This is a genomic window from Blautia sp. aa_0143, from assembly GCF_004167315.1.
GTDB lineage: Bacteria > Bacillota > Clostridia > Lachnospirales > Lachnospiraceae > Blautia_A > Blautia_A fusiformis.
The window spans coordinates 33,327-57,755 of the sequence record NZ_RCXU01000015.1; the positions used below are offsets into that span (position 1 = coordinate 33,327).

23 protein-coding genes, 1 pseudogene and 1 riboswitch are annotated in these 24,429 nt (G+C 43.1%); of the genes and pseudogenes, 22 read left to right on the top strand and 2 right to left on the bottom strand.

Annotated elements, in window-relative coordinates; translation table 11 throughout:
* The first annotated feature begins 12 nt into the window (after positions 1 to 12).
* From EAI83_RS09165 to EAI83_RS09240, 16 genes and pseudogenes are all read left to right on the top strand, one after another.
* Positions 13 to 240, top strand: coding sequence for a helix-turn-helix domain-containing protein (locus tag EAI83_RS09165; protein ID WP_015526709.1), 228 nt, complete (start codon positions 13 to 15; stop codon positions 238 to 240).
* Between the two features lie 242 nt (positions 241 to 482).
* Entirely contained in the window at positions 483 to 848 is a 366-nt protein-coding gene (locus tag EAI83_RS09170; RefSeq protein ID WP_015526708.1) for a DUF3847 domain-containing protein, read from the top strand.
* Positions 848 to 2,491 (top strand): MobQ family relaxase, encoded by a 1,644-nt coding sequence (mobQ, locus tag EAI83_RS09175; protein WP_110103167.1) that lies wholly within the window; start codon positions 848 to 850, stop codon positions 2,489 to 2,491. Before EAI83_RS09170 ends, mobQ begins: the two co-directional genes overlap by 1 nt.
* Before the next feature lie 37 nt (positions 2,492 to 2,528).
* A complete protein-coding gene (locus tag EAI83_RS17540) occupies positions 2,529 to 4,481 on the top strand; it encodes a PDDEXK nuclease domain-containing protein (RefSeq protein WP_243113466.1) in 1,953 nt (650 codons plus the stop codon).
* A 47-nt stretch (positions 4,482 to 4,528) separates the two neighbouring features.
* Positions 4,529 to 4,648: pseudogene (locus tag EAI83_RS09185) on the top strand (methionine--tRNA ligase subunit beta); the annotation flags it as partial.
* Positions 4,649 to 4,815: 167 nt separating this feature from the next.
* The gene (locus EAI83_RS09190; protein WP_015526677.1) at positions 4,816 to 5,190 is read left to right on the top strand and encodes a GntR family transcriptional regulator; all 375 of its coding nucleotides are present in this window, start codon (positions 4,816 to 4,818) and stop codon (positions 5,188 to 5,190) included.
* A 2-nt stretch (positions 5,191 to 5,192) separates the two neighbouring features.
* Positions 5,193 to 6,041, top strand: a complete 849-nt coding sequence (locus EAI83_RS09195; RefSeq protein ID WP_059086424.1) for an ABC transporter ATP-binding protein — start codon at positions 5,193 to 5,195, stop codon at positions 6,039 to 6,041.
* Entirely contained in the window at positions 6,038 to 6,712 is a 675-nt protein-coding gene (locus tag EAI83_RS09200; RefSeq protein ID WP_059086423.1) for an ABC-2 transporter permease, read from the top strand. The genes EAI83_RS09195 and EAI83_RS09200 overlap by 4 nt, the downstream gene beginning before the upstream one ends.
* A 155-nt stretch (positions 6,713 to 6,867) precedes the next feature.
* On the top strand, positions 6,868 to 8,226 hold the full coding sequence (locus EAI83_RS09205; protein ID WP_015526673.1) for an MATE family efflux transporter: 1,359 nt from the start codon (positions 6,868 to 6,870) through the stop codon (positions 8,224 to 8,226).
* 147 nt (positions 8,227 to 8,373) lie between these two features.
* Positions 8,374 to 8,547, top strand: a riboswitch (cobalamin riboswitch).
* A gap of 136 nt (positions 8,548 to 8,683) precedes the next feature.
* Entirely contained in the window at positions 8,684 to 9,613 is a 930-nt protein-coding gene (locus tag EAI83_RS09210) for an ABC transporter permease (RefSeq protein ID WP_015526672.1), read from the top strand.
* 15 nt (positions 9,614 to 9,628) lie between these two features.
* The gene (nikC, locus tag EAI83_RS09215) at positions 9,629 to 10,492 is read left to right on the top strand and encodes a nickel transporter permease (protein ID WP_021650926.1); all 864 of its coding nucleotides are present in this window, start codon (positions 9,629 to 9,631) and stop codon (positions 10,490 to 10,492) included.
* Entirely contained in the window at positions 10,473 to 11,264 is a 792-nt protein-coding gene (locus EAI83_RS09220; protein WP_021650927.1) for an ABC transporter ATP-binding protein, read from the top strand. The genes nikC and EAI83_RS09220 overlap by 20 nt, the downstream gene beginning before the upstream one ends.
* A gap of 9 nt (positions 11,265 to 11,273) precedes the next feature.
* Positions 11,274 to 12,212, top strand: coding sequence for an oligopeptide/dipeptide ABC transporter ATP-binding protein (locus EAI83_RS09225; protein ID WP_059086421.1), 939 nt, complete (start codon positions 11,274 to 11,276; stop codon positions 12,210 to 12,212).
* A 29-nt stretch (positions 12,213 to 12,241) separates the two neighbouring features.
* Positions 12,242 to 13,810 carry a nickel ABC transporter substrate-binding protein gene (locus tag EAI83_RS09230; RefSeq protein WP_110103192.1) on the top strand — a complete coding sequence of 523 codons (1,569 nt, stop codon included), beginning with the start codon at positions 12,242 to 12,244 and terminating at the stop codon, positions 13,808 to 13,810.
* Between the two features lie 3 nt (positions 13,811 to 13,813).
* Positions 13,814 to 14,566 carry a class I SAM-dependent methyltransferase gene (locus EAI83_RS09235; protein WP_022426108.1) on the top strand — a complete coding sequence of 251 codons (753 nt, stop codon included), beginning with the start codon at positions 13,814 to 13,816 and terminating at the stop codon, positions 14,564 to 14,566.
* 1 nt (position 14,567) lies between these two features.
* A complete protein-coding gene (locus tag EAI83_RS09240) occupies positions 14,568 to 15,314 on the top strand; it encodes a class I SAM-dependent methyltransferase (protein WP_015526666.1) in 747 nt (248 codons plus the stop codon).
* An 11-nt stretch (positions 15,315 to 15,325) separates the two neighbouring features.
* Here EAI83_RS09240 and EAI83_RS09245 read toward each other — a convergent pair whose 3' ends face one another.
* A complete protein-coding gene (locus EAI83_RS09245) occupies positions 15,326 to 16,099 on the bottom strand; it encodes an alpha/beta hydrolase (protein WP_129975161.1) in 774 nt (257 codons plus the stop codon).
* A 204-nt stretch (positions 16,100 to 16,303) separates the two neighbouring features.
* Between EAI83_RS09245 and EAI83_RS09250 the strand changes: the two genes are divergently transcribed.
* The 4 genes from EAI83_RS09250 (at position 16,304) to EAI83_RS09265 (ending at position 20,466) form a co-directional block, all read left to right on the top strand.
* Positions 16,304 to 17,179, top strand: coding sequence for an FKBP-type peptidyl-prolyl cis-trans isomerase (locus EAI83_RS09250; protein WP_059086418.1), 876 nt, complete (start codon positions 16,304 to 16,306; stop codon positions 17,177 to 17,179).
* Between the two features lie 86 nt (positions 17,180 to 17,265).
* Positions 17,266 to 18,648, top strand: coding sequence for a hypothetical protein (locus EAI83_RS09255; RefSeq protein WP_129975163.1), 1,383 nt, complete (start codon positions 17,266 to 17,268; stop codon positions 18,646 to 18,648).
* A 23-nt stretch (positions 18,649 to 18,671) separates the two neighbouring features.
* A complete protein-coding gene (locus tag EAI83_RS09260) occupies positions 18,672 to 19,742 on the top strand; it encodes a U32 family peptidase (protein ID WP_243113468.1) in 1,071 nt (356 codons plus the stop codon).
* A 241-nt stretch (positions 19,743 to 19,983) separates the two neighbouring features.
* Positions 19,984 to 20,466 carry a GNAT family N-acetyltransferase gene (locus EAI83_RS09265; RefSeq protein ID WP_129975165.1) on the top strand — a complete coding sequence of 161 codons (483 nt, stop codon included), beginning with the start codon at positions 19,984 to 19,986 and terminating at the stop codon, positions 20,464 to 20,466.
* Between the two features lie 130 nt (positions 20,467 to 20,596).
* Here EAI83_RS09265 and EAI83_RS09270 read toward each other — a convergent pair whose 3' ends face one another.
* Positions 20,597 to 21,616, bottom strand: coding sequence for a LacI family DNA-binding transcriptional regulator (locus EAI83_RS09270; protein ID WP_129975167.1), 1,020 nt, complete (start codon positions 21,614 to 21,616; stop codon positions 20,597 to 20,599).
* Positions 21,617 to 22,010: 394 nt separating this feature from the next.
* Between EAI83_RS09270 and malQ the strand changes: the two genes are divergently transcribed.
* Both malQ and EAI83_RS09280 read left to right on the top strand, forming a co-directional pair.
* Positions 22,011 to 23,519 carry a 4-alpha-glucanotransferase gene (gene malQ / locus EAI83_RS09275; protein WP_129975169.1) on the top strand — a complete coding sequence of 503 codons (1,509 nt, stop codon included), beginning with the start codon at positions 22,011 to 22,013 and terminating at the stop codon, positions 23,517 to 23,519.
* A gap of 276 nt (positions 23,520 to 23,795) precedes the next feature.
* Positions 23,796 to 24,425: a metal-dependent hydrolase gene (locus EAI83_RS09280; protein WP_129975172.1), complete on the top strand. Its 630-nt coding sequence runs from the start codon at positions 23,796 to 23,798 to the stop codon at positions 24,423 to 24,425.
* Positions 24,426 to 24,429: the final 4 nt, after the last annotated feature.

Below are 24,429 nucleotides of genomic sequence, written 5' to 3' on the forward strand. Positions count from 1 at the left end.
GAGGTGTGGATTATGGGTGTGAGTTATAACAGATTATGGAAAATGCTCATTGATAAAAATATGAAGCGAGTAGAGATGCAATACCTCGCCGGAATCAGCGGAAATATTCTTGCCCGGATGGGAAAAAACAAGTATGTGTCCATGGAGACAGTTGAGAAGATCTGTAAAAAAATGGACTGTACCATTGATGAGATGATGGAATTTACGGATGATGAAAATAGCACGCCGGATACGGCATAATTCTCTTAGCAAGCTAAGAGCGCACTTCTATACAGGCAATTACATCTGCCTGTATCGTGCGACCTGCGGTGCTGTTCCCGGATTTGAGAAATCTTAATCCGGGAATGTAGCGAAATCATAGATTTCGGACAAGGGGATAGCTCCCCTTGCGGCACAGGTGCCTATCTCATTTATATCAGGGAATCAGCATTTATGAGAGAAAGCTGGTTCTTTTTGTTTGTGAAAATAAGGAGAGACAGACAATGACCAGAGAGAAGAACCCCAAATATGAATCCATGTCACTGGAAGAATTGAAAGCCAACATGGAAAAAAGTAAAAAGGAACTTGAACAGGCAATGCACAATAAGAATATTCTGGAACAGAGAAAAAAGCTGATCGAGAGGAAAGAACGATCACACCGATTGGTGGTTAAAGGTGCTGAGTTTGAAAAAGCGTTTCCTATGTCCAAAGATCTTGAGCAGGAGGATTTCCAGAAAGTAATGAATGAAATGAAAGTTCTTAAATACAACAGAGATACAGTCCGGGATAGATATCTGGAGGCAGGAAGAAAGGAACGACAGCAGATTGCTGAAGAAGTAGAGAAAACCACGAAGGGAGATGATAGCTGATGGCACTTTATCATTTTTCTGTAAAGCAGGTATCCAGAGGAAAAGGGCAGACAGTGGTGAATTCGGCTGCGTATATTTCCGGGCAAAAATTGTATAACGATTATTATGGACAAGTCCATGATTACACGAGGAAATCCGGTGTGATGTTTACAGAAATCCTCAAACCGGATTATGTGCCGGAACGATTATCAGACAGGGAAACATTATGGAACGAGGTAGAGAGAGCAGAAAAGGGCAAGCGGGCACAGCTTGCCTATTCTTTTGACATTGCATTGCAGAATGAACTGACGTTAGAGGAGAATATCCAACTGGCGAGAGAATTTTGCCAGGAACAATTTGTGGCACGTGGCATGATTGTGGATCTGGCAGTTCATGAGGGAAAATCAAAAGATGGAGATGAACCGGATAATCCTCATTTTCATGTACTTGCTCCAATTCGTCCTTTTACAGAAGAAGGAATTTGGGGAAATAAACAGAAACGGGAATATGTTTTAGACGAAGAAGGAAACAGGATAAAAGATGCCAAAGGAAAGTATGTCTTCAATGCTGTTTCTACTACCGGTTGGAACGATCCTGAACTTTTAAAGGAATGGAGAAAGGCATGGACCGAGAAAGTGAATGATAAATTCCGGGAGTGTCATATGGCAGCAAGAATCGACCATCGTTCCTATAAAGAACAGGGAATTGATCTGATCCCGACAATTCATGAAGGGTACGAAGTCAGAGCAATGGAGAAGAAGGGAATCAAAACAATCATTGGAGAGTTGAATCGGGCGATCCGGCAATTCAATCAGATGTTCATTTCCTTAAAAGAATCTATCCAGTGGATGAAAACAGCCTATGAAGAAATGAAAATGGAACTGGATCGAAGGCAGCAGAACCCGACGCTTTTGGAGAGTCTGCAAGATTATTATGATAAAAAAACGCAGAATAGCCCGAAACTTTCAAATTTTTATGCGGAGATGGAACGAAGGGGAAAGAAAATTTCAAACTTACAGGAGTTTGCAAAATCCATCAATTATCTTCAGGTACACAACATTGAGACAATGGACGATTTACAAACACGAATTCAGGAACTGAATGGAATTATTTCTGCCAGCAAAGCTGAAATCAGTGAAAAGAGAGAACAACTGAAAAACCTGGAAGATTTGGAAAAGAAGATGCAGGTATTGAAGCAGAATCAGCCGTTGATAGATGAATACAACCACTTCTTTTTCCAGAAAAGACGGGAAAAGTTTTATACGGAGCATAAAAAAGCGATCAATTATTATCGTAAATGTGAGCGTGAACTAAAACCATACCGGGATAAAAAGGGACGGCTGCCAGAATCCAGATGGAAAAAAGAAAAAGAAGATCTCCGTATAATGATTGAAGAATTAAAAGCTGATAATCAGCCCTATCAGGATGAGCTTGCCTTTGTGAAAAAGGTACAGAGATGTGCTGATATTGCCAGGCGAGATCGTGAAATGCCAGAAACAGATACTTCCGGGCTTTCAGAAGAAAAAAGAGAAATGCCGGAGCAGGAATCGAAACAGAAATCTTCTATTCATGGCAGACTGGCGGAGAACCAGAAACTGATTGAGGAAGAAAAAGTGAAAAATCGACAAATGAAGAAAAAACGAAGTAATGAGATAAGTTTATAAAAATCTGTTGCAGGACAGACGGGAAAGGATGATGAAAATGCAGTATACAGAAGAACAGATCGCAAGAGCAAACCAGACAGATCTTGCTTCTTTTCTGAATGCACGGGGAGAACAGTTGGTAAAAAGTGGCAGAGAATACCGTTGGAAAAAGCATGACAGTGTAACGGTATCAGGAAATCGCTGGTATCGTCATAGCCAGAATAAGGGTGGCTATCCGGTGGATTTTGTGATGGAATTTTATCATGCCACATTTCCGGAAGCGGTGAAGATGTTGATCGATGAAGAAGGCGAAGGCAGGCAGAAGTCCTGCCTCGCCCCGTCACCTGACTTCCGGTTACCGGAGAAAAGTGAAACGAATGAGACGGTCATAAAATATCTGACAGAAATCAGGAGGCTTGAGAAAGATCTGGTGGAGGAATGGATTGCCGGTGGGAATATTTACGAAGAAAAGAAACACCATAATGTTGTATTTGTCGGCAGAGATGCAGACGGTATTCCGAGATATGCGCACTGCAGGGGAACTGGCGGGATAAAATATCGGGGAGATGTAGCTGGTTCGGATAAATCTTATGGATTCTGTCACAGAGGAGAGGATAATCAACTGTTTGTATTTGAAGCAGCCATTGATCTGCTGTCATTTATCCAGTTATTTCCAAAAGACTGGAAGAAACGTAGCTACCTGAGCCTGGGCGGAGTCTCCAGTGTGGCACTGATGACTTTTCTTTCTGAACGCCCTCAGATTACTTCGGTTTTCCTGTGCCTGGATAATGATCACGCAGGAAATGAAGCTTGTGAAAAATTGGCAGGAGAAATTCCGGATGGATATCGTGTGATCCGGTTGAAACCTGCCAGAAAAGACTGGAATGAAATTCTCTGTGACGAAAATGCTGACAGAAAGAAAGTGATACAGGAAACCGTTACAATGAAAATGCAGGAGAAAGAAGCACTGGTGCCGATGTTATGTTATAAAGATATTGAACAGACCAGTGTGGAATGGCTGTGGTTCCCTTATATTCCATTTGGAAAACTAACAATCATTCAGGGCAATCCGGGAGAGGGAAAAACCTATTTTGCCATGATGCTGACAGCAGCGTGCACGAACCGTAAGTTGTTTCCAAACATGGAAGATATTGAGCCATTCAATGTGATTTACCAGACAGCAGAGGATTCTTTCTATAAGACCTATCCTGAAATTTTCCAGACATCGTCTGGAAAATCTGTTGGGTTACTGTCTTGGTCGCATTATGCAACATTATTACAGGTTAAAGAGAAGGCAGCTCGCGACTGGTATGAGAAAGAAGCCGCAAAACAGACTTGGAGTGTCCGTACTTTGCAGAGGAATATTTCTTCTCAGTATTATTACCGTATGCTCAAAACTCAGAAAAAAGAGCTTGTAGAAAGTGAAATGAAGGAACTGACTGCACCGTATCAGAATGATAAGTTGGAGTTTATCAAGAATCCGGTAGTTGCGGAGTTTTTAGGCTTTTCGCAGAATACAGATTTTACAGAGAGTGACCTTGAGAAAAGTATTCTTTCCAATTTGCAGAAATTTTTGATGGAGCTTGGAAAGGGATATGCTTTTGTGGCAAGGCAGCAGCATATCCATACGGAGAAACAGGACTATTATATCGACCTTGTGTTTTACAATTACATACTGAAATGCTTTGTCCTCATCGACCTGAAAACAGAAAAGATAACACATCAAGATGTAGGACAGATGGATATGTATATCCGTATGTATGATGAATTGAAACGTAGTGAGGGCGATAACCCAACAATCGGTATTGTTCTTTGTTCCGATACAGATGATGATATTGCCCGTTATTCTGTTATGCATGGCAATGAACAATTATTTGCTTCCAAGTACAAATTATACCTGCCGACAAAAGAAGAACTGAAAGCGGAGATTGAAACTCAAAAGGCAATGTTTTATCTTCAGCAGCAGGATAATGAAGACAGAAACAAAAACTATACTTTTAACATTGAATGAGTTAAAAAGAAATAAAATAAGAGCATTTGATCAGAATGAATTCCTTCATGATGGGAATCGATTCCGAGGGTATGCTGATCTCAGCAGTACCTGAGGAAGATGGTCATGAAGGACTGAACCTTCTGATGGTAGATGACAGAATCCCGGCAGGTGCAAAGCTGTACTAAAATTAGATATAAAACAAGAGCACTTCTCAGAGTTAATAATCAGAAAACCGAGAGGTGCTTTTTTCGTGCTAAAAAATATATCCCGGCAGTCAACTACTGCAAAACAGTATATAACAGTTGACAACAGTATTATACTGTTATATACTGTTTGCAACAGGAGGGAACATATGAAGATTATAATCAATAATACATCGATGGTACCAATTTATGAACAGATCATGGAGCAGATCAAGGCGCAGATCATCTCCGGAGAGTTAAAAGAAAATGATATATTGCCGTCCGTGAGAACAATGGCAAAGGAACTGAAGATCAGTGCACTTACTGTGAAGAAAGCATATGACAATCTGGAAGCAGAGGGCATGACAGTCACAGTTCATGGGAAAGGAACGTATGTAGCGGCTTCGAATACACAGCTGATGGAAGAAGAGCGCAGGAAAGAGGTTGAGGCGGATCTGGAAGCAGCAATTCAGAAGGGAAGGCGCTGCGGAATGAAAGAGGAAGAGATCCGTTCGTTGTTTGAACTCATCATGGAGGATGAATGATTATGTTGGAGATCAAAGGAGTAAAGAAAAGCTACGGTGAATTTCAGTTAGACTGTTCGTTAAATGTAGAAAAAGGAAGAATCACCGGTCTGGTTGGAGAGAACGGAGCCGGTAAGAGTACTTTGTTCAAGGCAGTGCTCGGACTCATTTCTTATGATGCCGGTGAGATAAAGATCCTGGGAAAAATACCGGAAGAGTTAAGTGAAAAAGAGAAAGAAGAGCTGGGAGTTGTCCTGGCAGAAACCGGATTCAGTGGATACTTGAAAGGGAAAGATGTTGAGGCAGTCCTTGCCAAATTATATCCAAAGTTTGAAGCAGAAAAATTTCATCAGATGTGTGAAGAATATCAGATTCCGTTGGATAAATTTATAAAAGAGTACTCAACAGGAATGAAAGCAAAGCTGAATCTGATCGTTGCATTGACACATCAGGCAGAATTCCTGATGCTGGATGAGCCGACAGCAGGGCTTGATGTCGGAGCGAGGGAAAGGATGCTGGATATTTTAAGAGAGTATATGGAAGAAGAGCCGGAGAGAAGTATCCTGATCAGCTCACATATTTCTTCGGACTTAGAACATCTGTGTGATGACATTTATGTGATACATAAAGGAAAGATTGTACTTCATGAAGCGATGGATACGATTCTTGAAAAATATGCAGTGTTGAAGGTCAGTGAGGAACAATATCAGGCAGTGGACAAAAGGTATCTTTTGAAAGAGAAAAAAGAGTTTTTTGGAGTTGCCTGTCTGACGAACGAGAAGCAGTATTATATAGAAAATTATCCGGAAATCGTAGTAGAGAGCGGATCACTCGATCAGGTGATCCTGATGTTGACAGGAGGCGAAAGATGATGAAAGGAATCAGAGGGCTTTTGGAAAAGGATTTTCGATTGTTTTTTCGACAGGGTGGTAATCTTTTTTTGGTGTTAGTGTTTGTAGCATTGTTTTTTATACTTACAGGAAAAAAGGCAGCTGCTTTCATTGCAATGTATATCCCATCTGTTCTGGCGATATATTCAGGTAATACGATCAGTTATGATGAAAATGGCCATGGTTACACATATTTATTTTCTTTACCCGTAAATAAAAAAATATATGTCAGAGAAAAATATATTTTTTCCTTTATCATGACAGCATGTGGATGGTGCATTGGAATGATCTGTGCAGGAATTATGGTACTCATAAATCCTGAAGAGGTGTTTGATCTGGAAATGCTGGCAATGGAGTTGATCACATTTTTTGTGTTTCAGGCAATTGCGGGAATTATGATCGCGATCAGGATAAGGTTCGAAGGAGAGAAAGGGCGAATTGTGCTGCCAATCGCAATTTTAATTATTTTTGCGATTTGTTATACAATTAGATCTTTTGTGAAGACTAACTTGGGATTAAAAGAAAGTATTCTGCATATGATAGGGGGAATAGGGGATCTTGAAATCGGGATTGCCCTCATTGTGCTAAGTCTGCTTATATGGTTTGCTTCGTATAAGTATAGTATGAGCGCCATGAAGAAGAAAGAGTTTTAAGATAGGCGTGGCAAAGATGATCCATTAAAAATAATGATTATAAAGATGTAATAGCTACCAAAAATATGAGAAAAACTTTGTGAAAAAATAGGCTTGTGTTTCGTAAGAGTCCCTTGTAAAATAGCGGTCAAGGATGAAAAGAAAAGGAGATTCTTATGGGAACTAATGAAAAAGATATGACTGCCGGATCTCCCGGAAAACTGATCATAACTTTTGCCATACCAATGATGCTTGGAAATATTTTTCAGCAGTTTTATACAATGGCAGACACCATGATCGTCGGACAAGTGGTAGGAGTTAAAGCACTGGCGGCAGTAGGTGCCGGAGATTGGCTGGTATGGCTGGTGTTGGGGATTATGACAGGTATCACACAGGGTTTTTCTATTCTTGTATCTCAGTATTATGGAGCAAGGGAAAAGGAAAATCTGAAATGTGCAGTAGCGAAAAGCTATATCATGACAGCATTACTGTCTGTGGTCGTACTCGCAGTAAGTGAAGGTACAGTTTATCATGTTCTTTTATTTTTACAGACACCGGATAATGTCATTGATCTGACAATGCTATATTTGCGGCTGATCTTTGCAGGAATCCCGATCATAGCTGCTTATAATATATTTGCAGCGATCCTTCGGGCACTTGGAAACAGCAGATCTCCGTTGATCGCAATGACAGTGGCAGCAGTGATCAATGTGGGACTGGATTTGTTATTTGTGGCGGTTTTTGGCTGGGGTATAGCCGGAGCAGCAGTGGCGACCGTTATCGCGCAGGGATTTTCTGCCTTGTACTGTTTGATCGTATTACGTAAAATCCCGGATATCCGCCTGGAAAAGAAGGACTTTTACAGGCAGCCCTCTATGAGCCTGCGGCTTTTGGAACTGGCGGTTCCTCTTGCGATACAGAATGTGATCATCTCCGTGGGAGGACTTGTGGTACAGTATGTGATCAATGGATTTGGTTTTCTGTTTGTGGCGGGATTTACGGCATCGAACAAGCTGTATGGGGTTTTGGAGATGGCTGCCGTTTCATATGGATATGCTATTACAACCTATGTGGGCCAGAATCTTGGTGCAAAAAAATACCAGAGGATTCGAAAAGGCGTGCGCAGCGGCACTTATATGGCAGTGCTCACTTCGGCTTTCATTTCCGGCATGATGGTACTGTTTGGACGTAATGTACTGTCCCTGTTTGTATCCGGTGAACCGGATCAGACCCGACAGGTATTGGATATAGCATATAAGTATTTGTTTATCATGGCTGTCTTTTTGTGGGTGCTGTATCTGCTGTATGTGTATCGTTCCGCTATCCAGGGCCTGGGTAATACTTTGATTCCGCTTGCCAGCGGCATTGCAGAATTTATAATGCGTGTCAGTGTTGCGCTGCTGCTGCCAAAACTGATCGGTGAAGATGGAATATACTATGCAGAGATCTGTGCATGGAGCAGTGCAGCTGTTTTATTATTCGTAAGTTATATGATCATTATACGGAAATATAAAGAAGTCACCGTTCATACATAATGTTATTTACTTAAGAGATTTATAATAATACAGGCAGAAAATATCCGGGTTTCACTATGAAATGTTCAGATATTTTATATTTGACAAAAAACTATTTATATAAAAAGAAAAGTATGATATTATAATATTTATTCATTGCAACTATGAAAATTGAATAGTCAGAAGGGTGTACAAAGTACTTAATAAGGAATCTGGTGAAATGCCAGAACAGCCACCGCTACTGTGACAGGGACGAAAACCAAAATATCACTGGAGAGATCCGGGAAGATGGTAAGTAGGAAGAACTGGAGTCAGGAGACTTGCCTTTTTGACAGAAGAATTCTGATTCGGATGGGATACAGAAGGAATAAGCTCTGCTTGAGGTAGAGGTTTGTTTTTTGTGCTGATATGATGCTGGATCATATCAGCTTTTTTTATTTTAACCGAATAAACAGATGAAAAATGAGGAGAGATGAAGATGGGAAAAGTAATTGCAAAGCGTTTTATATTTATGATTCCGGTAGTGCTGGCGGTTACATTTATTATTTTTATGCTGAGTTTTATATCGGCAGGTGATGCTGCCAGAGTGCTGGCGGAGAAAAAATATGAGCATCCGTCACCGGAGCAGGTAGAAGAAGTACGGCATGAGGAAGGACTGGATCAGCCGGTGCTGGTACAATACGGGAAATGGCTGGATCAGGCACTTCATGGCGATTTTGGAAAATCATATTCTACCAGAAAACCGGCTTTTGAGGAATTAAAAAGATATTTTCCACAGACATTTAAACTGGCAGTTACTTCGTTTTTATTGTTGATGATCGTATCAGTCCCTCTTGGAATTTTGTCGGCAATTTATGAAAACAGAGTTCTGGATAAAGTCATTCGCATTTTGTCGTCCCTCAGTGTATCTATGCCGTCTTTCTGGATCGGTCTGATGCTGCTCTATATATTTGGAGTAAAGCTAAAAGTGATTTCCGTGATCGGAGGAGATGCCGGAGGCATCCCGATTCTTGCGGCATTTGCCATGGATATCAGTTTCTTTGGAATTATGACGAGATTGATCCGTACCAATATGATACAGGTGCTGAAGCAGGATTACATACGTGCCAGCAGAGCTAAGGGATTGTCATCTGTAAATGTAATTTTGCGTCATGGTCTGAAAAATATCCTGATTCCTGTGCTTACACGTCTGGTATCAATTGTGATCGGTTTTTTCTGTGGCTCAGCTGTGATAGAAAGTATTTTTTCAATTCAGGGAATCGGAAATCTGGCATTGAAATCCGTGATCTCAAAAGACACTCCGGTGCTGCAATGTTTTATCTTTATTCTGGCTGTTGGCATTGTAGTATTAAATTTTCTTGTGGATATCGCCTATTCTGCGATTGACCGGCGAATCCAGTTAAAGTAAAGGAGAGATCATAGAATGGGAAGCAGAAGAAAGCAGAAAACAGAAAAAAGCATGATCCAGAATCTGTACTGGAAACAGGTATTCCGGTCACCGAAAACAAAAATAGGATTGATGGTGGTCATAATTTTTGCATTGGCAGCTATTTTTGCACCTGTACTGGCGCCGCATGATCCACTGCTTGTGGATGTTTCGATAAAATTAAAGAATCCGTCGGCGGCATATCCTTTAGGTACTGATCAGCTGGGACGATGTATTTTATCAAGACTTCTCTGGGGCAGCCGGTATTCACTGAGCTATAGCTTTACGGTGCTTCTGATCACCGTATGTGTCGGGGTGCCGATCGGACTGTTTGCCGGATATGTAGGTGGAAAAATCGATTCCATAATTATGAGGATCATTGATGTATTTATGGCTATGCCGGTCTTTATTGTGGCACTTGCCATTGCAGGAACCGTAGGAGCCAGCGGCGCTCATCTGATCCTGTCCTTATCGGTCGTATCCTGGGCAGAATATGCAAGGCTTGCCCGAGCATTGACACTTCAGGAAAAAAATAAAAATTATATGACCGCACTAAAAGCCGGCGGCTGCGGCCACGCAAGGATCATATTTAGGCATGTATTGAGAAATATCCTGCCATCTGTAATCGCACTGGCAACAATGGAAATCGGTTCGATCATTCTGTCAATTGCCGGTTTTTCCTTTATCGGCCTTGGTGTGCAGGCACCGACACCGGAATGGGGGATCATGCTCAGTGACAGTAGAAGTTATATTCAGACTTATCCAAGACTGATGTTTTATCCGGGCATACTGATCATGATCATTGTTCTGGCATTTAATTATCTGGGGGAGGGAATACAGAATGGAACAGCCCAAAAATGATGTTCTAAAGGTAAAAAGACTACATGTGGAGTTTCAGACTTCTCACGGAATGGTTCATGCAGTAAAAGATGTCAGCCTGGAAGTAAAACGCGGAAGGATCCATGCTCTGGTGGGAGAAAGCGGAAGCGGCAAGTCAGTTACCTCTCTGACGATCATGAATCTGCTTGCAGGAAATGGAAAGGTGATATCCGGAGATGTGACACTGAACGAAAAGAGTCTTCTGAAGTTATCAGGAAAAGAAAAACGACAGTTATACGGAGACAGGATCGGAATGATCTTTCAGGATCCGACCGCTGCTCTCGATCCGCTCTTTACAGTTGAACAACTGCTTCTGGAAGGACTGAGAAAACATCGCAGAATGAGCAAAAAACAGGCAAGGGAAGCAGCGTTGGAAAGTCTGCGGATGATGAATCTGCGTGATCCGGAAGAACTGATGAAGAAAAAACCTTACGAATTGTCTGGTGGTATGTGCCAACGTGTTATGATCGCCATTGCCATGTCCATGAAACCGGATTATCTGATCGCAGATGAGCCGACGACAGCCTTGGATGTAACCGTACAGAAGCAGATCCTGGAAGAAATCTATCAGCTATCCAGGAAAGAAAATCTGGGCGTGTTATTTATTACGCATGATCTGGGTGTGGTGGCAGAGATCGCAGATGATGTTTCGATCATGAAAGACGGCGAAATAGTGGAAAACGGAACGGTTGAAGAGATCTTTTATCATCCGCAGCATTCATATACAAAAAAACTGTTGGATGCAGTTTTATAGGGGAAAAGTATGAGTACGTTACTAAAGACAGAACATTTAAAAAAATATTATGGCAAGAAAAAAATTGTGAAGGCAGTGGATGATGTAAGTCTGGAAATCCATGCAGGATCATCCATGGCCCTGATCGGTGAAAGTGGAAGTGGTAAAACTACATTCGGAAAGCTGATCGCCGGCCTGGAGAAACCTACAGATGGAAAATTCTGGTTTCAGGGACAGGAAATGCAGGATTTGTCTGAAAAGCAGTTTCGTCCATATCGCAAGAATCTTCAGATGGTCTTTCAAAGCAGCAGCGGGGTATTTGATCCCGGTTATACCATTGGAGAAAATATTCTGGAAATTTTGAAATTACATGAAAAACTGCAAGAGGGTGAGTATGAAGAGCGAGTAAAGGAGGCTTTGATCCAGACGGGGCTTGATCCGGATATCCGAAACCGTTATGTTGGACAGATTTCAGGAGGTCAGTGTCAGAGAGCTAATATTGCGAGAGCATTGGTATTAAGACCGGAACTTGTGATCTGTGATGAACCGGTATCCAGTCTGGATTATTCCATACGAAAGCAGATCCTGCATCTGTTAAATGAGCTGCAGGAAAAATATGAGATGACCTATTTACTGATCACTCACGATCTGTCCAACGTTCCATATCTCTGCAAAGAGGTGGCTATTATGTATCAGGGACGCGTGGTCGAGTTTATTGATCATACGGACAGCTTAAAGGAGACTGCCGTACATCCTTATACAAAAGATCTGTTTGATTCTATTCCGGTAAAAGAACCGAAAATGCGAAGAATCGGATCGCAGGAAAAGAAAATATTTTCAGATACCATTCCGGAACAGGGCTGCCCATATCAGAACCGGTGCAGAAGATGTACAAATATATGCAGAGAGCATATACCGGAATTGACAGAAATTGAAACAGGACATTTTGCGGCATGTCATATGCTGTAAAATATAAAACAAACAAAGGAGAGGAAGAAATGAAGAAAAGACGTGTAGCAAAATTGATAGTATTGAGCATGGTGGCGGCAACTTTACTGACAGGTGTCAATGTACAGGCAAAAGAGGAAAAAGTAGTTACGGCAATGACATCCATTGATCTGACTCCTGAACTTTGTGACCCTATAAAAAGTGGTCCGGACTTTCGTCTTTATGAAATGATCTATGATCCACTGGTGCGTTATGGAGAAAATGGAGAAATTAAACCGGCATTGGCAGAATCTTGGGATATCAGTAAAGATGGCACAACCTATACGTTTCATTTAAGAAAAGATGTGAAATTCTCAGACGGTACAGTGTTTAATGCAGACAATGTGATGTGGAATTATAACAGATGGGTGGAACAGGATGTGACCGGTAACTTTTCAGCCAAACTGGAAAATGTTACAAAGGTAGATGATTATACTGTAGAATTTAAGTTCGCAGAACCATGCTATACACTGCTGATCGAATTCAGCTATCCAAGACCATTCCGTTTCACCTGTGAAAGTGCACTGGATGAAGACGGAGAATTTTGTCAGGAAGTGGGTACCGGAATGTGGATGATCGACAGTTATGAAAGCGGTCAGGAGGTTGTCCTGGTACCAAATCCTAATTATTACGGTGAGAAACCAAATATTGATAAAGTAGTTCTGAAACAGGTGGTAGACGGTGATGCCAGAGTGATGGCGCTTCAGAGTGGAGAGGCAGATCTGAATCTTCAGGATATTCCATCCGAAAGCTTCAGTATTATCCAGGCAGATAAAAATTTATCGACAGAACAGCAGGTTTCCACACTTTCTTACTATCTGATTGAAAATTATGATACACCGGCGCTTCAGGATATAAACGTACGTCAGGCACTGAATTATGCAACAAATAAAGAAAGCATTGTAAATGATCTGCTGGATGGTTACGGCAATCCGGCAACCGGACTTATGTCTCCGACAGTTCCTTATGTAACAGAAGAAAACAGCAAGGGCTATCCATATGATCCGGATAAAGCAAAGGAACTGTTAAAGGAAGCAGGATATGAGGATACAGATGGAGATGGTATTGTAGAAAAAGACGGAGAACCACTGAGCCTCAGACTGGTATTCCAGACTGAAGAATATGCTTCATGGAAATCTCTTTGTGAATTCCTGAAATCTGAATATGAGAAGGTCGGTGTAGGTATTGAACTGGTAGAAAAAGAATCCGCAGCTTACTATGATGAGATCTGGAACACCAGAGATTACGATCTGTGCATTTACCGCAGCTATGAAGATTCCTGGATGCCTCATGGATTCCTAAAATCAATGTTCTATGCGGAAGATGGAGCAAAGGCAGTAAACTGGTACGATGAGGAGCTGAACAAAGATCTCGGAGAAGTATTAAAGACACAGGATGAAGAAAAGCGTACGGAATTATACGATAAGATCCTCACACGTATCAATGATCAGGCAGTAACAGTGCCGCTGTATTATCCGAACCGTGATTATATCTATAACAATACCAGACTGACCAATGTAGAGCTTGCACCGACTGCCTATGAAGGCATTAACTGGGCAACACTGGATGTAGTGGAGTAAAAAATGTTTGAAAAGATCGAGAATAAATGGACAGAAGATTCCGGTGATTATGATGATATGATCCAAAAACAATTGAGTAACAAAAGAACGGTATCTTACTGGACAAAAGAATTGAAAAGACTTCTTGGACCTGAGCCCCTTCGTATTTTAGAAGTGGGCTGCGGCCCGGGTTTTATGAGCATCATAGCAGCGCGTCTGGGACATGATGTAAAAGCGATCGATGGTTCATCAGGAATGGTAGAAAAAGCCAGAAGGAATATGCGGCAGTATCATCAGCAGGTGGAAATCTGTGAGGAAGATGGTGTAACTTTGCCATTGGAACAGGAACAAAGCTATGATGTGATACTTTCCAGAGATGCGGTGTGGACATTATATGATCCGGAAAAAGCTTTCAGACGCTGGAAGGCTGTATTAAAACCAGGTGGAAGGATCATTTATTTTGATGGGGACTATCGGACCGTCGAACCCACATTAAAAAATAAGATCCATATGAAAATTGCTGATTTTCTTATTTATGTTACAGAAAGAAAAACATATGGATCTGACGTGAAGGAAAACAGCGGAATTTATGAAAAGCTGCCATTTACATCGCAGAAGCGTCCGGAAGCGGACTTTCAGATATTAAAAAAGGTACGCTTTGCCAGGATCCAGATCAGAGAGAACCGCTGGCTAAACAGACCATGGACGATGGATTTCTGGAAATACGGATATCAGGGAAAAAAATTTATTGTAGTAGCCACAAAGAAGGAGAAGTGACATGCAAAACGATAAGATCAAAGAGTACTGGGAAGGAGAAGCTGGCATTTACAGCGAAGGGATCAAGGCAGAATTGAAAAGTGAAACAGCAGAAAACTGGAAGAATCTGATTCTGGAGTATGCGCCGGAAAAAGAACATCTGGAAGTACTGGACGTAGGCTGCGGGCCGGGATTTTTTGAAATTATGCTGGGAAAAGAAGGACATCATGTGACCGGGATCGATATTACTGAAAATATGATCCATGAAGCAAAGGAAAATGTAAAGGCAGCAGGTTTATCCGCAGATTTGATGACTATGGACTGCCACAATCTGAATTTCCCGGATGAGACATTTGATATGGTTATCTGCAGAAATATCACATGGACGCTGGACGATCCACAGAAGGCTTACAAGGAGTGGCTGCGTGTACTGAAAAAAGGCGGACGTCTTTTGGTATCGGACGCCTGCTGGTATCTGCATCTTTATGATGAAGAAAAGAAAAAGATTTACGAGGCACATGATGCTGCTATGTGGGAAAAATATGGAAGAGGTATCCATGCTCATGAAGATGCGGAAACAGGGAAAGAGCTCAGCAGTAAGCTGTTTATGAGTGATAAAAAGCGTCCGGTATGGGATCTGGATTACATGATGGAGATCGGCTTTTCCAAAGTGTTTGCCCTGAAGGACATCAGTGATATTTCCAGAACTTCCATGGAACGTGAGCTGAACAAGCTGACACCTCAGTTTTTAGTGGGTGGAGAAAAATAAGCGGACCGGCGTTAAATAAAACGCTGGACCCGCTCCATTGTGGTTTTTAGAATAAAGATATCCTTCAGTACATCACCGGTTTCCAGAGAATGGTTGGCGTTTTGGGTGAGAAAGAGAGGGACATCTTTCTGCGCTGCCAGTTCCCGTATGGAATCGGTTTCGGCCCAGGGATCTGCGGTGCCGTGGAAGGCGATGCTTCCGGCAAGTGGGAAGGAAAAGGTCTCTGCAAGAGGCGTGAACAGGATGCTTTTTACAGTCAGATCGTGTCGGGAAGCATAGGCTGAGGAGATGACTGTACCAATGCTTTTGGAAATAAACAGAATGCTGCCATAGGAATTCCAGTCGATGCTGCCTAAGGAGCGTTCTGTTTGTTCCAGGGCAAGGTCAAAGGCCTGTTTCATTTTCTTCGGATCACCTTTTACATTTTCCGGGAGGTTGTCATAGGATACCGTGCGGATCTGGTAGCCTTGTTTGCTGGCAAGGCGGCTGGTATAGTACAGAAGCGGCTTGTCAGCAGTGTATCCGATGCCCGGAAAAACAACAGCTAATTTTGGGGCATTTTTATCTGCTCCGGCTGTATGAGCGGAAACTTTTGCATAGAGCATTTGCAGCTGAAGCTTTTCCTGAAGTTCCTTTAAGGTAATGGAGATCGTACAGGAATCGGATGGAAGATAATCATAATCAGTAACAACGCCGTCCTCTTCCATGGAATAAACAATGTGTGAGGAACCCATGAGCTCCATGTCTTCTTCAATATCTGAAAGTAATTCTTCGTATGATTTCATTTTAATTCAAACCTTCTTATTTAAAAAATCGTTTATTTTTACAGATTCTTCTATTATACTGGATTCATTGAATGACAGCAAGAGGTTACTGTTCACTGGCAATGTCCCGCGAGGTGTTTTTGTGAGAGAAGTTAAACCTTGCTTTTATCCTGCCTGCACGATATACTAATATAATACATATCTGATTAATGGAGGGTTTTACAAATGAAAATTGCAGCAACATACGACAACGGAAATATTTTCCAGCATTTTGGAAAAACGGAGTTTTTCAAGGTGTACGAGGTAGAGGATAACAAGGTTGTTTCCAGTGAAGTGATCAGCTCCAATGGCACCGGACATGGTGCACTTGCAGGACTTCTTGCAGAGCAGGGAATCAGCGTTCTGATCTGTGGAGGAATCGGCGGCGGAGCACAGAGTGCACTTGCTGAGGCTGGCATTGAGTTATGTTCCGGAGCACAGGGAGATGCAGACACAGCTGTGGATGCTTATCTGAAGGGCGAGCTGGTATCCACAGGTGTGAATTGTGATCATCACCATCATGAGGATGGACATTCCTGCGGAAGCCATGAGAATGGACACTCCTGCGGCGGTCATGAAGACGGACATTCCTGCGGAGGCTGTGGCGGAGGATGTGGTTCCCAGCCATCTATCACAGGCCCTAATGTCGGAAAAACCTGCCGTACACATTACAGAGGAACCTTTAATGACGGAACACAGTTCGATTCTTCCTATGACCGTGGCGAGCCACTGGAATTCATCTGCGGAGCAGGACAGATGATCAAAGGCTTTGATACGGCAGTTGCAAACATGGAGGTTGGCCAGGTGGTAGATGTTCATCTGATGCCTGAGGAAGCTTACGGTATGCCGAATCCGGATGCGATTTTTACACTTGAGATCGAACAGCTTCCGGGTGCTGAGGATCTTACTGTAGGACAGCAGGTATACCTCTCCAATCAGTATGGTCAGCCGTTCCCGGTTAAAGTTAACGCAAAAGATGAAAAAACCATTACTTTCGATGCTAATCATGAGATGGCAGGTAAAGAGCTGAATTTCAGAATTGAATTAGTAGAAGTGAAATAAGAAGGAACAGTGGGAGGTGCTGTATGGGAGCATATGGCATCTCCTTTTTTGCCTGAAGGGAGGAAGCTTTCCTGATGAGGATCTCTATGATACCATTTGGATTACTGTCCGGTTTTATGGATAGCAAAGAAATCCGGATCACAGAGCTGGGTGAAGATGGATTTCGATTTCGGCTGGCAGAGGAATGCCCGGAACCGGAGCAGTTTCTGATCTATTTTTATGATATGAAAAAAGCCGGGTACAGGAGAGTGGAGATCCGGAAGTTTGGGATGAGTGCAGCAGAGGATCAATGCCTGCAGGATCAACAGCCAGTTGAAAAGAAAACCGGAAAATATTTTTACAGGGAATATTCTGTGAGAGTGGAACAGAAGGATTATGTACAGGAGGTTCGGCGGCTGGCCGGAGAGTACAACAGATATATCCGTCTGAAGCTGGATGGAGACGATGGAGAGCTGGCGAAATCACTGACAGGTTATCCTGCGGAGCTGGATGAGATGCACTGCAGGAGTCTGGAGGAACAGAAGAAGCGGTGGTTTTTCAGAGAAAATGAAAAGGCTTCCGGAAATCCACAGAATACAATGGGTGCAGAGGAATTAAGGCTTTTGGATAATGCAGAGTTTGCCCTGGAATTAAACTGCACTTCCCTGTATGAAGAATATCTGTGCCAGCCGTTGCAGGCTTTTCTGGCGTCTTACTGGCAGAAGAATTATCTCACTCACAGTTATTTTGCAGGCCGGACACCGGACAGATTTTATATTGGAAATCAGTTCTGCCATAACCTGTTTCCGACAGAAGAGCAGCTTTTTTCTATCATGGATAAAATGTATTCGGAGGGATCGGAGATCACACTGGTATTTTCTTATATCCGGGAATTTATGCTTTTGTCTGTGGGAAAGCTTCTGGAAAAGGTGGATAACTGGTGCTGTATTCATGGGGTGAATGTGGAAATCGTAGTCAATGACTGGGCCATGGCGGAAATGCTCTGTGGAAAAACATCCCGCCTGCGTCCTGTTCTGGGGACATTGCTCAATAAACGAAAAAAAGATCCGCGAATGAAATATAAATCCGGTGATACCTTATTATTTCAGCAAAACAGCCTGAATGCGGGGTTTTATCGGGATTTTCTGGCTGAAGAATTTCATATCCACAGATACGAATGGGAGTCCTGCGGATATCCACAGGAGCTTCCGCCGGGAAAAAACAGTCTGCATTTGCCTTTTTATCAGACAAACACTTCGCAGTACTGTCCATTGTATGCTTTGTGCACCACCGGAGATCGTGGTACACAGCAGCTTGCGGAGCACTGCCCGAAATTTTGTGAAAAATACACACTTCTTTATCCGGAACATTTACACATGGCAGGGAGGTATAATTCCCTGTTCGGTGTGGATAAAACATTTCCGGAGATACCTGAAATGTGGAAAAATATAAAAGGCACAAAGCCGGATCGCATTGTTGTTAATATATGACAGGTGATGAGCAGGCTGTGAAGGTGGAGCACGAATATCTGTTTGACAAGAATACATTGCAGAAAAAGGAACAGGACATGGATAACAGTATGAAAATAACAGCCGGGTTAGGCTCCATAGATGAATATGAACGTTTTGTGCAGGCAGGAGCAGATGAATTTTTCTGTGGCTATGTACCATTTTCCTGGGCGGAAAAATATGGAACAGTAATGCCGTTAAATCGCAGGGAGGTTCTCTGTTGTAATGTTCAGCTTGGAGCATACAGTGAGCTGGAAATTCTTTCCCGGATGGTAAAAAAATATAAAAAGCCGGTGCATCTCACCTTCAATTCCCTGTATTATCTTCCGGAACAGTATCCGGAGATCGGAGATATCATAGAAAAGTGCATGGGAATTGGATTTCGAAGCTATATCATTGCAGATCCGGCGCTTCTTGTTTATCTGAAAAACAGGGGGATTTCCTGTGAGATCCATCTCAGCGGAGAGACGGGGGAAGTGAACAGTGAAATGCTGAAGATGTTCCGGCGCTTTCCTCTGAAGAGATTGATCTTTCATCGGAAAAACACGTTCCGGGATATGCAGTCTGTTATTGCATCTCAGAGAGAAGTGGAAAAACAGGCTGGGATCCGACCGGAGGCGGGAATGCAGTTCGAGGCCTTTGTGCTGAATGAAATGTGCCAGTTTACGGGAGCATTCTGTAATTCTCTTCACTGTGATGAGATGGGATATCTTTGCAGGGTGTCCTATTGGCTTGGAACTGTACGGAATGGTGATGCTGTTCCGGAAAAAATAATGGCTCTTCAGGAGCAGGCGTGGGATCAGGAACCGGATCTGAAAGCATATGATGAATCCGGATATCTTTGTGGTGAGACAGGCTGTGGACTGTGTGCACTGTATCAGCTGAAGCAGGCAGGGATCACGCATCTGAAGCTGGTTGGCCGGGGAAACTATGTGGATCACATGGAAAAAGATATCCGGAATTTGCGAAAAGCGTTGGAAATCCTGGACGCTGCAGAAAATGAGAGAGAATTTCAGTATACATTAAAACGGATAGTGTTTCCGGCGGGGTGTAGCGAAAGATGTTATTATCAGTAACAAAAAGAGAAGCTTTTTTGAGTTAGAATAAATGATAAATGGGATGAAAACCAGAATCAGAAAAGGACATGGTGCAGATTGCAGATTTGACGGTCCTGGGAAAAAGCTATTTCCGGATTATTTGGGATCAATGGCGTGTGGAGTTCCTTTCTGAGTTCAGAGATCATTACATTTGCTGTGATCCTGATACTGGAGAGATCCGGGCGGAAAAAGAATGTATTTTCAGGAGAAAGGATATAAAATGAATTTCGAGCGTGTAAAAAGAGAAGAAGCAGATACAGTTCTGAAGCTGTACCGTTCATTGCTGGGGACGCCCTATTGTGTGTGGACAGAGGAGTATCCTTCAGAAAAAGAAGTGGAATTTGATCTTTCCAGAGATGCGCTGTTCTGTATGCGGGACGATGCGGGAAATATCGCAGGTGTGATCTCCATTGATGATGATCCAAATGTGGAATGTCTCACATGCTGGTCAGAAACCATGGTGCCGTCAGCGGAGGTCTCCCGGGTGGGAGTATGTCAGGAATTCCAGAATCAGGGGATTGCCGGGAAACTTCTTAAGGGTGTGATGGAAGAACTGAAGAATCGGGGTTATCAAGCCGTACATCTTCTTGTTGCGAAGGACAATGTAAAAGCACTCCGCTCCTATGATAAGCTGAATTTTGAGAACGTGGGAGAGTGTGAACTCTGGGGACATATGTACTGGTGTTATGAGAAAGCATTATAAAAAGCATTATAAAAAATGAAAAACAGGTATCTTTTTGCCGGGCGGTAGATCGACCATCAATGTCAGATCGATAAGTGGTGGTCAATACACAGTCAGCAGAGAAGATACCTGTTTTTTGTTTGAAAGCAGATCAGATCCTCCGGCAGCTGTCCCTTTCGATCAGCTGGTGAGGTACAATGATCTTTGTGGCCGGAAGGCTCGGATTTTCGATATGACTGATCATCTGCGTGGCTGCTTCCATTCCAAGCTGCCCGGAGTTAATATCAATGGAGGTCAGCTGAGGCGAAGTCAGTCTGGCAAAAAGTGAGTTGTTAAAGGAAAGAATGGACAGATCCTCCGGTATGGAGATATCTGCTTCCATACAGATCCTTTCCAGGGAAAGCGCCAGAATATCATCACTGACAAGCACAGCTGTAGGGCGCTCCTCACTTAAAAGCAACTTTCGAAGCTCCTGAAACTCATTCTGGGAAGCGGCAGGAACCTCTATACAGTATTCGGGCTGTACGGTTAATCCGTGGCTGATCAGCGCAGTCATATAGCCGGTTTTGCGGTCTGCGGAAAAGACCAGGGAATTATCTACACCCAGATAAGCGATCTTCCGGTGGCCCAGAGCATAAAGATACTCCGTTGCCTCCTGTCCGGCCAGAAGGTTGTCATTATCGATATAGATCGTATGATTGGTGTATTGTGCCGGTTTTCCGATCAGGATATAGAGAAGTCCTTCACTGAAAAGAAAATCAATAACAGGATCATTCACACGGGAATAAAGAACAATAAATCCGTTAACCTTACCGCTTCTGGACATGGAACGTACTGCGTTAAGGATCTCTTCTTCATTCTGACCGGTAACAATGGTGCTGATATACTGATGTGCGTTACAGTAGTGGCTGATCCCCCGGATCGTCTCAAGGTAAAAGGAATTCTCGTATGTCTCCTTTGGGGACGGAGGCAGGATGATACCGATGGAGCGGGAAATCTGTGCTGCCAGGTTGCTGGCCTGGAAATTCGGCTCATAGCCAAGCTCTGCCATGGCTCTGCGTACACGTTCCTTGGTTTCTTCACTGATAGATGGATTGTTTTTGCAGGTTCTGGAAACGGTGGACGGGGACACCCCGGCCAGAGCTGCCACATCTTTGATGGTTACTGCCATAAATTTGCCTCCTCACGGATATGCCGGATCAAAGCGGAAGTATGCCTCTGATCCGGCTTTTTTTATCTCAGTCTGATAGAGATATTGTAGTTCATAACAAGGATACTGTCAAACATATTGCACGGAAAATTGCATGAAATTGCGTAAAAACAGATGCACAGAAAATCAGGTAGTGAGATGCAGACAGATTCTGTTTGACATAATGAAAAACTGCACAAAATCAGGATGTAAAAATTGTAAGAAAGGTAGAAAAGACAAAAACGCATTGCACTTCATGCAAAATGGACGTATAATTTACGCAAACGGTTGCGTAGATTATATGAATATGCATCCGTGAGAGGATAATAGATAAGATGCTCTGAGATGCAGGGCTCAACATAAGGAGAGAAAAGATATGGATAAAAGAGCAGCCGGCATTCTGATGCCGATCACAAGCCTGCCGTCAGAGTACGGCATCGGATGTTTTTCAAAGAGTGCCTATGATTTTGTGGACTGGCTGAAGGAAGCGGGACAGAGCTACTGGCAGATCCTCCCGCTGGGACCTACCAGTTACGGAGATTCTCCGTACCAGTCCTTCTCCACTTTTGCGGGAAATCCGTATTTTATCAGCCTGAAGGCACTGGTGGAGGAAGGCGTCCTTACAAAGGAGGACTGTGATAAGGTCAGCTGGGGAAGAAGAGCAGACAGCGTAGACTATGAAAAAATCTACAAAGGCCGTTATAAGCTTCTCCGCAAAGCTTACGAAAACAGCAACACCAGCGAGAATCCGGATTATCAGAAATTTGTTGCAGAAAACAGCTGGTGGCTTTCCGACTATGCACTTTTTATGGCAGTAAAGGATCAGTTCGGCGGTGTTGAGTGGACAAAATGGGCAGAGGATATCCGCCTTCGCTGGGCAAATGCCATGGACTACTATCGCAGAGAATTATATTTTGATATTGAATTCCAGCAGTATATGCAGTTCAAATTCTATGAGCAGTGGATGAAACTGAAAAAATATGCCAACGAAAAAGGCATTCAGATCATCGGAGATATCCCGATCTATGTAGCTATGGACAGTGCAGATACCTGGGCTCATCCGGAGCTTTTCCAGCTGGATGAGGAGAATGTGCCGGTGGCTGTAGCCGGATGCCCGCCGGACGGTTTTTCCGCAACAGGACAGCTTTGGGGAAATCCACTGTACCGCTGGGATTACCACAGAAATACAGGATATCAGTGGTGGATCTCCAGACTGAGCTACGTATTCCGCCTTTATGATGTGGTAAGGATCGACCATTTCCGTGGCTTTGACGAGTATTTTTCCATTCCATACGGTGCAGAAAATGCCATTGGCGGTCACTGGGAAAAAGGTCCCGGGATCGATCTGTTCCGTAAAGTGGAGCAGGCCCTTGGCTGGAAGCAGGTCATTGCGGAGGATCTTGGCTATGTGACAGATTCTGTGCGTCAGCTTGTCCATGACAGTGGATTCCCGGGAATGAAGGTCCTGGAGTTTGCGTTTGATTCCAGAGATTCCGGCTGTGCCAATGATTATCTTCCACACAACTATCCGGAGAACAGTGTGGCATACACAGGAACCCATGATAATGAGACCATCGCCGGATGGTGGAAGAGCATTATGGCAAAAGAGCGTAAGCTTGCCAGGGATTATCTCTGTGATAACTATACACCGGATAAAGAGCTGCATAAATGCTTTATCAGCCTGGTTATGAGAAGCAGTGCAAAGCTCTGTGTGATCCCTATGCAGGATTATATGGGCCTGGATAACAGCTGCAGAATGAACCAGCCTTCCACAGTAGGAAAGAACTGGAAGTGGAGGATCCGCAAAAGGGAGCTGACTGTGAAGCTTCAGAAAGAGATCCATAGTATTGCACTTCGCTACGGACGTATGAACTGGTCTGATTAAAAGAGAGATCCAAGAGACATATTCCATTTAAACGGGACGTGAAAGAAAGTAGAAAGATTTTAGATAGAATCGTGATTTTTTATGTGATATAATGCTGTTTCGTGGAGGCAGCTGTCAGTAAAAGGTAAGGCTGACAGCTGCCTTATTGTATTTTCAGATCTGCGGTAAATGATAAAGTGATACATTTATATATGCAGAAGATCAGAAGAGAGTGTCTGATCTGTAGCAGTGGATAATCCTGAATAACGGAAGATTTTTTACAATAAGGGGAGAATTATGACAGGAAAAACACACGCGACAGTCGGACTCGGAACAGTGCTGGCAGTTACACAGCCCTCTACGGTTTCCGGTCTGGTACTTGCGGCAGGAACAGGAATGCTTGGAGCATTGATCAGCGACATTGATGTAGGAACCTCCAAATCCCATAAGGATGCGGACCGGATCACACTGATCGCGGTACTGCTTGTGGCAGCAGAGATCGCATTGAATTATTTTTATGATTTTTCTATCTGGGAAAAGGTCCGCAATAACCAGTATATGGCGCCGGTTGCCATGGGAGTTATTATTTTTATTGCAGTCTGCGCCTTTGGAAAAAATCAGCCGCACCGGTCATTTATGCATTCGATCATGGCTATGGCCATTTTAAGTGCAGCCATATCCATGGTGTCCGTGAAGCTGGTCCTTTATTTTGTGGTTGGATTCGCATCACATCTGGTGCTGGACTGCTTTAACCGGAAACGGGTACGGATCCTGTATCCGCTGCCGGGCGGCATTGCGCTGGATTTCTGTAAGGCAGGAGGCTTTGTGGATTCCCTGCTTTTTAAGCTTGGATCTGTAGCTGTGATCTTTGAGATCGTATATCTGGCTGTGCAGATGGGAGAGAACTGGAAGCTTTTTCGAATGTAGAGGA

What these genes read in the sequence shown, in the direction of transcription:
- EAI83_RS09165 (WP_015526709.1), top strand. Translation starts at nt 13, where the DNA reads ATGGGTGTGAGTTATAACAGATTATGGAAAATGCTCATTGATAAAAAT.
- EAI83_RS09170 (WP_015526708.1), top strand. Translation starts at nt 483, where the DNA reads ATGACCAGAGAGAAGAACCCCAAATATGAATCCATGTCACTGGAAGAA.
- mobQ (WP_110103167.1), top strand. Translation starts at nt 848, where the DNA reads ATGGCACTTTATCATTTTTCTGTAAAGCAGGTATCCAGAGGAAAAGGG.
- EAI83_RS17540 (WP_243113466.1), top strand. Translation starts at nt 2,529, where the DNA reads ATGCAGTATACAGAAGAACAGATCGCAAGAGCAAACCAGACAGATCTT.
- EAI83_RS09190 (WP_015526677.1), top strand. Translation starts at nt 4,816, where the DNA reads ATGAAGATTATAATCAATAATACATCGATGGTACCAATTTATGAACAG.
- EAI83_RS09195 (WP_059086424.1), top strand. Translation starts at nt 5,193, where the DNA reads ATGTTGGAGATCAAAGGAGTAAAGAAAAGCTACGGTGAATTTCAGTTA.
- EAI83_RS09200 (WP_059086423.1), top strand. Translation starts at nt 6,038, where the DNA reads ATGATGAAAGGAATCAGAGGGCTTTTGGAAAAGGATTTTCGATTGTTT.
- EAI83_RS09205 (WP_015526673.1), top strand. Translation starts at nt 6,868, where the DNA reads ATGGGAACTAATGAAAAAGATATGACTGCCGGATCTCCCGGAAAACTG.
- EAI83_RS09210 (WP_015526672.1), top strand. Translation starts at nt 8,684, where the DNA reads ATGGGAAAAGTAATTGCAAAGCGTTTTATATTTATGATTCCGGTAGTG.
- nikC (WP_021650926.1), top strand. Translation starts at nt 9,629, where the DNA reads ATGGGAAGCAGAAGAAAGCAGAAAACAGAAAAAAGCATGATCCAGAAT.
- EAI83_RS09220 (WP_021650927.1), top strand. Translation starts at nt 10,473, where the DNA reads ATGGAACAGCCCAAAAATGATGTTCTAAAGGTAAAAAGACTACATGTG.
- EAI83_RS09225 (WP_059086421.1), top strand. Translation starts at nt 11,274, where the DNA reads ATGAGTACGTTACTAAAGACAGAACATTTAAAAAAATATTATGGCAAG.
- EAI83_RS09230 (WP_110103192.1), top strand. Translation starts at nt 12,242, where the DNA reads ATGAAGAAAAGACGTGTAGCAAAATTGATAGTATTGAGCATGGTGGCG.
- EAI83_RS09235 (WP_022426108.1), top strand. Translation starts at nt 13,814, where the DNA reads ATGTTTGAAAAGATCGAGAATAAATGGACAGAAGATTCCGGTGATTAT.
- EAI83_RS09240 (WP_015526666.1), top strand. Translation starts at nt 14,568, where the DNA reads ATGCAAAACGATAAGATCAAAGAGTACTGGGAAGGAGAAGCTGGCATT.
- EAI83_RS09245 (WP_129975161.1), bottom strand. Translation starts at nt 16,099, where the DNA reads ATGAAATCATACGAAGAATTACTTTCAGATATTGAAGAAGACATGGAG.
- EAI83_RS09250 (WP_059086418.1), top strand. Translation starts at nt 16,304, where the DNA reads ATGAAAATTGCAGCAACATACGACAACGGAAATATTTTCCAGCATTTT.
- EAI83_RS09255 (WP_129975163.1), top strand. Translation starts at nt 17,266, where the DNA reads ATGATACCATTTGGATTACTGTCCGGTTTTATGGATAGCAAAGAAATC.
- EAI83_RS09265 (WP_129975165.1), top strand. Translation starts at nt 19,984, where the DNA reads ATGAATTTCGAGCGTGTAAAAAGAGAAGAAGCAGATACAGTTCTGAAG.
- EAI83_RS09270 (WP_129975167.1), bottom strand. Translation starts at nt 21,616, where the DNA reads ATGGCAGTAACCATCAAAGATGTGGCAGCTCTGGCCGGGGTGTCCCCG.
- malQ (WP_129975169.1), top strand. Translation starts at nt 22,011, where the DNA reads ATGGATAAAAGAGCAGCCGGCATTCTGATGCCGATCACAAGCCTGCCG.
- EAI83_RS09280 (WP_129975172.1), top strand. Translation starts at nt 23,796, where the DNA reads ATGACAGGAAAAACACACGCGACAGTCGGACTCGGAACAGTGCTGGCA.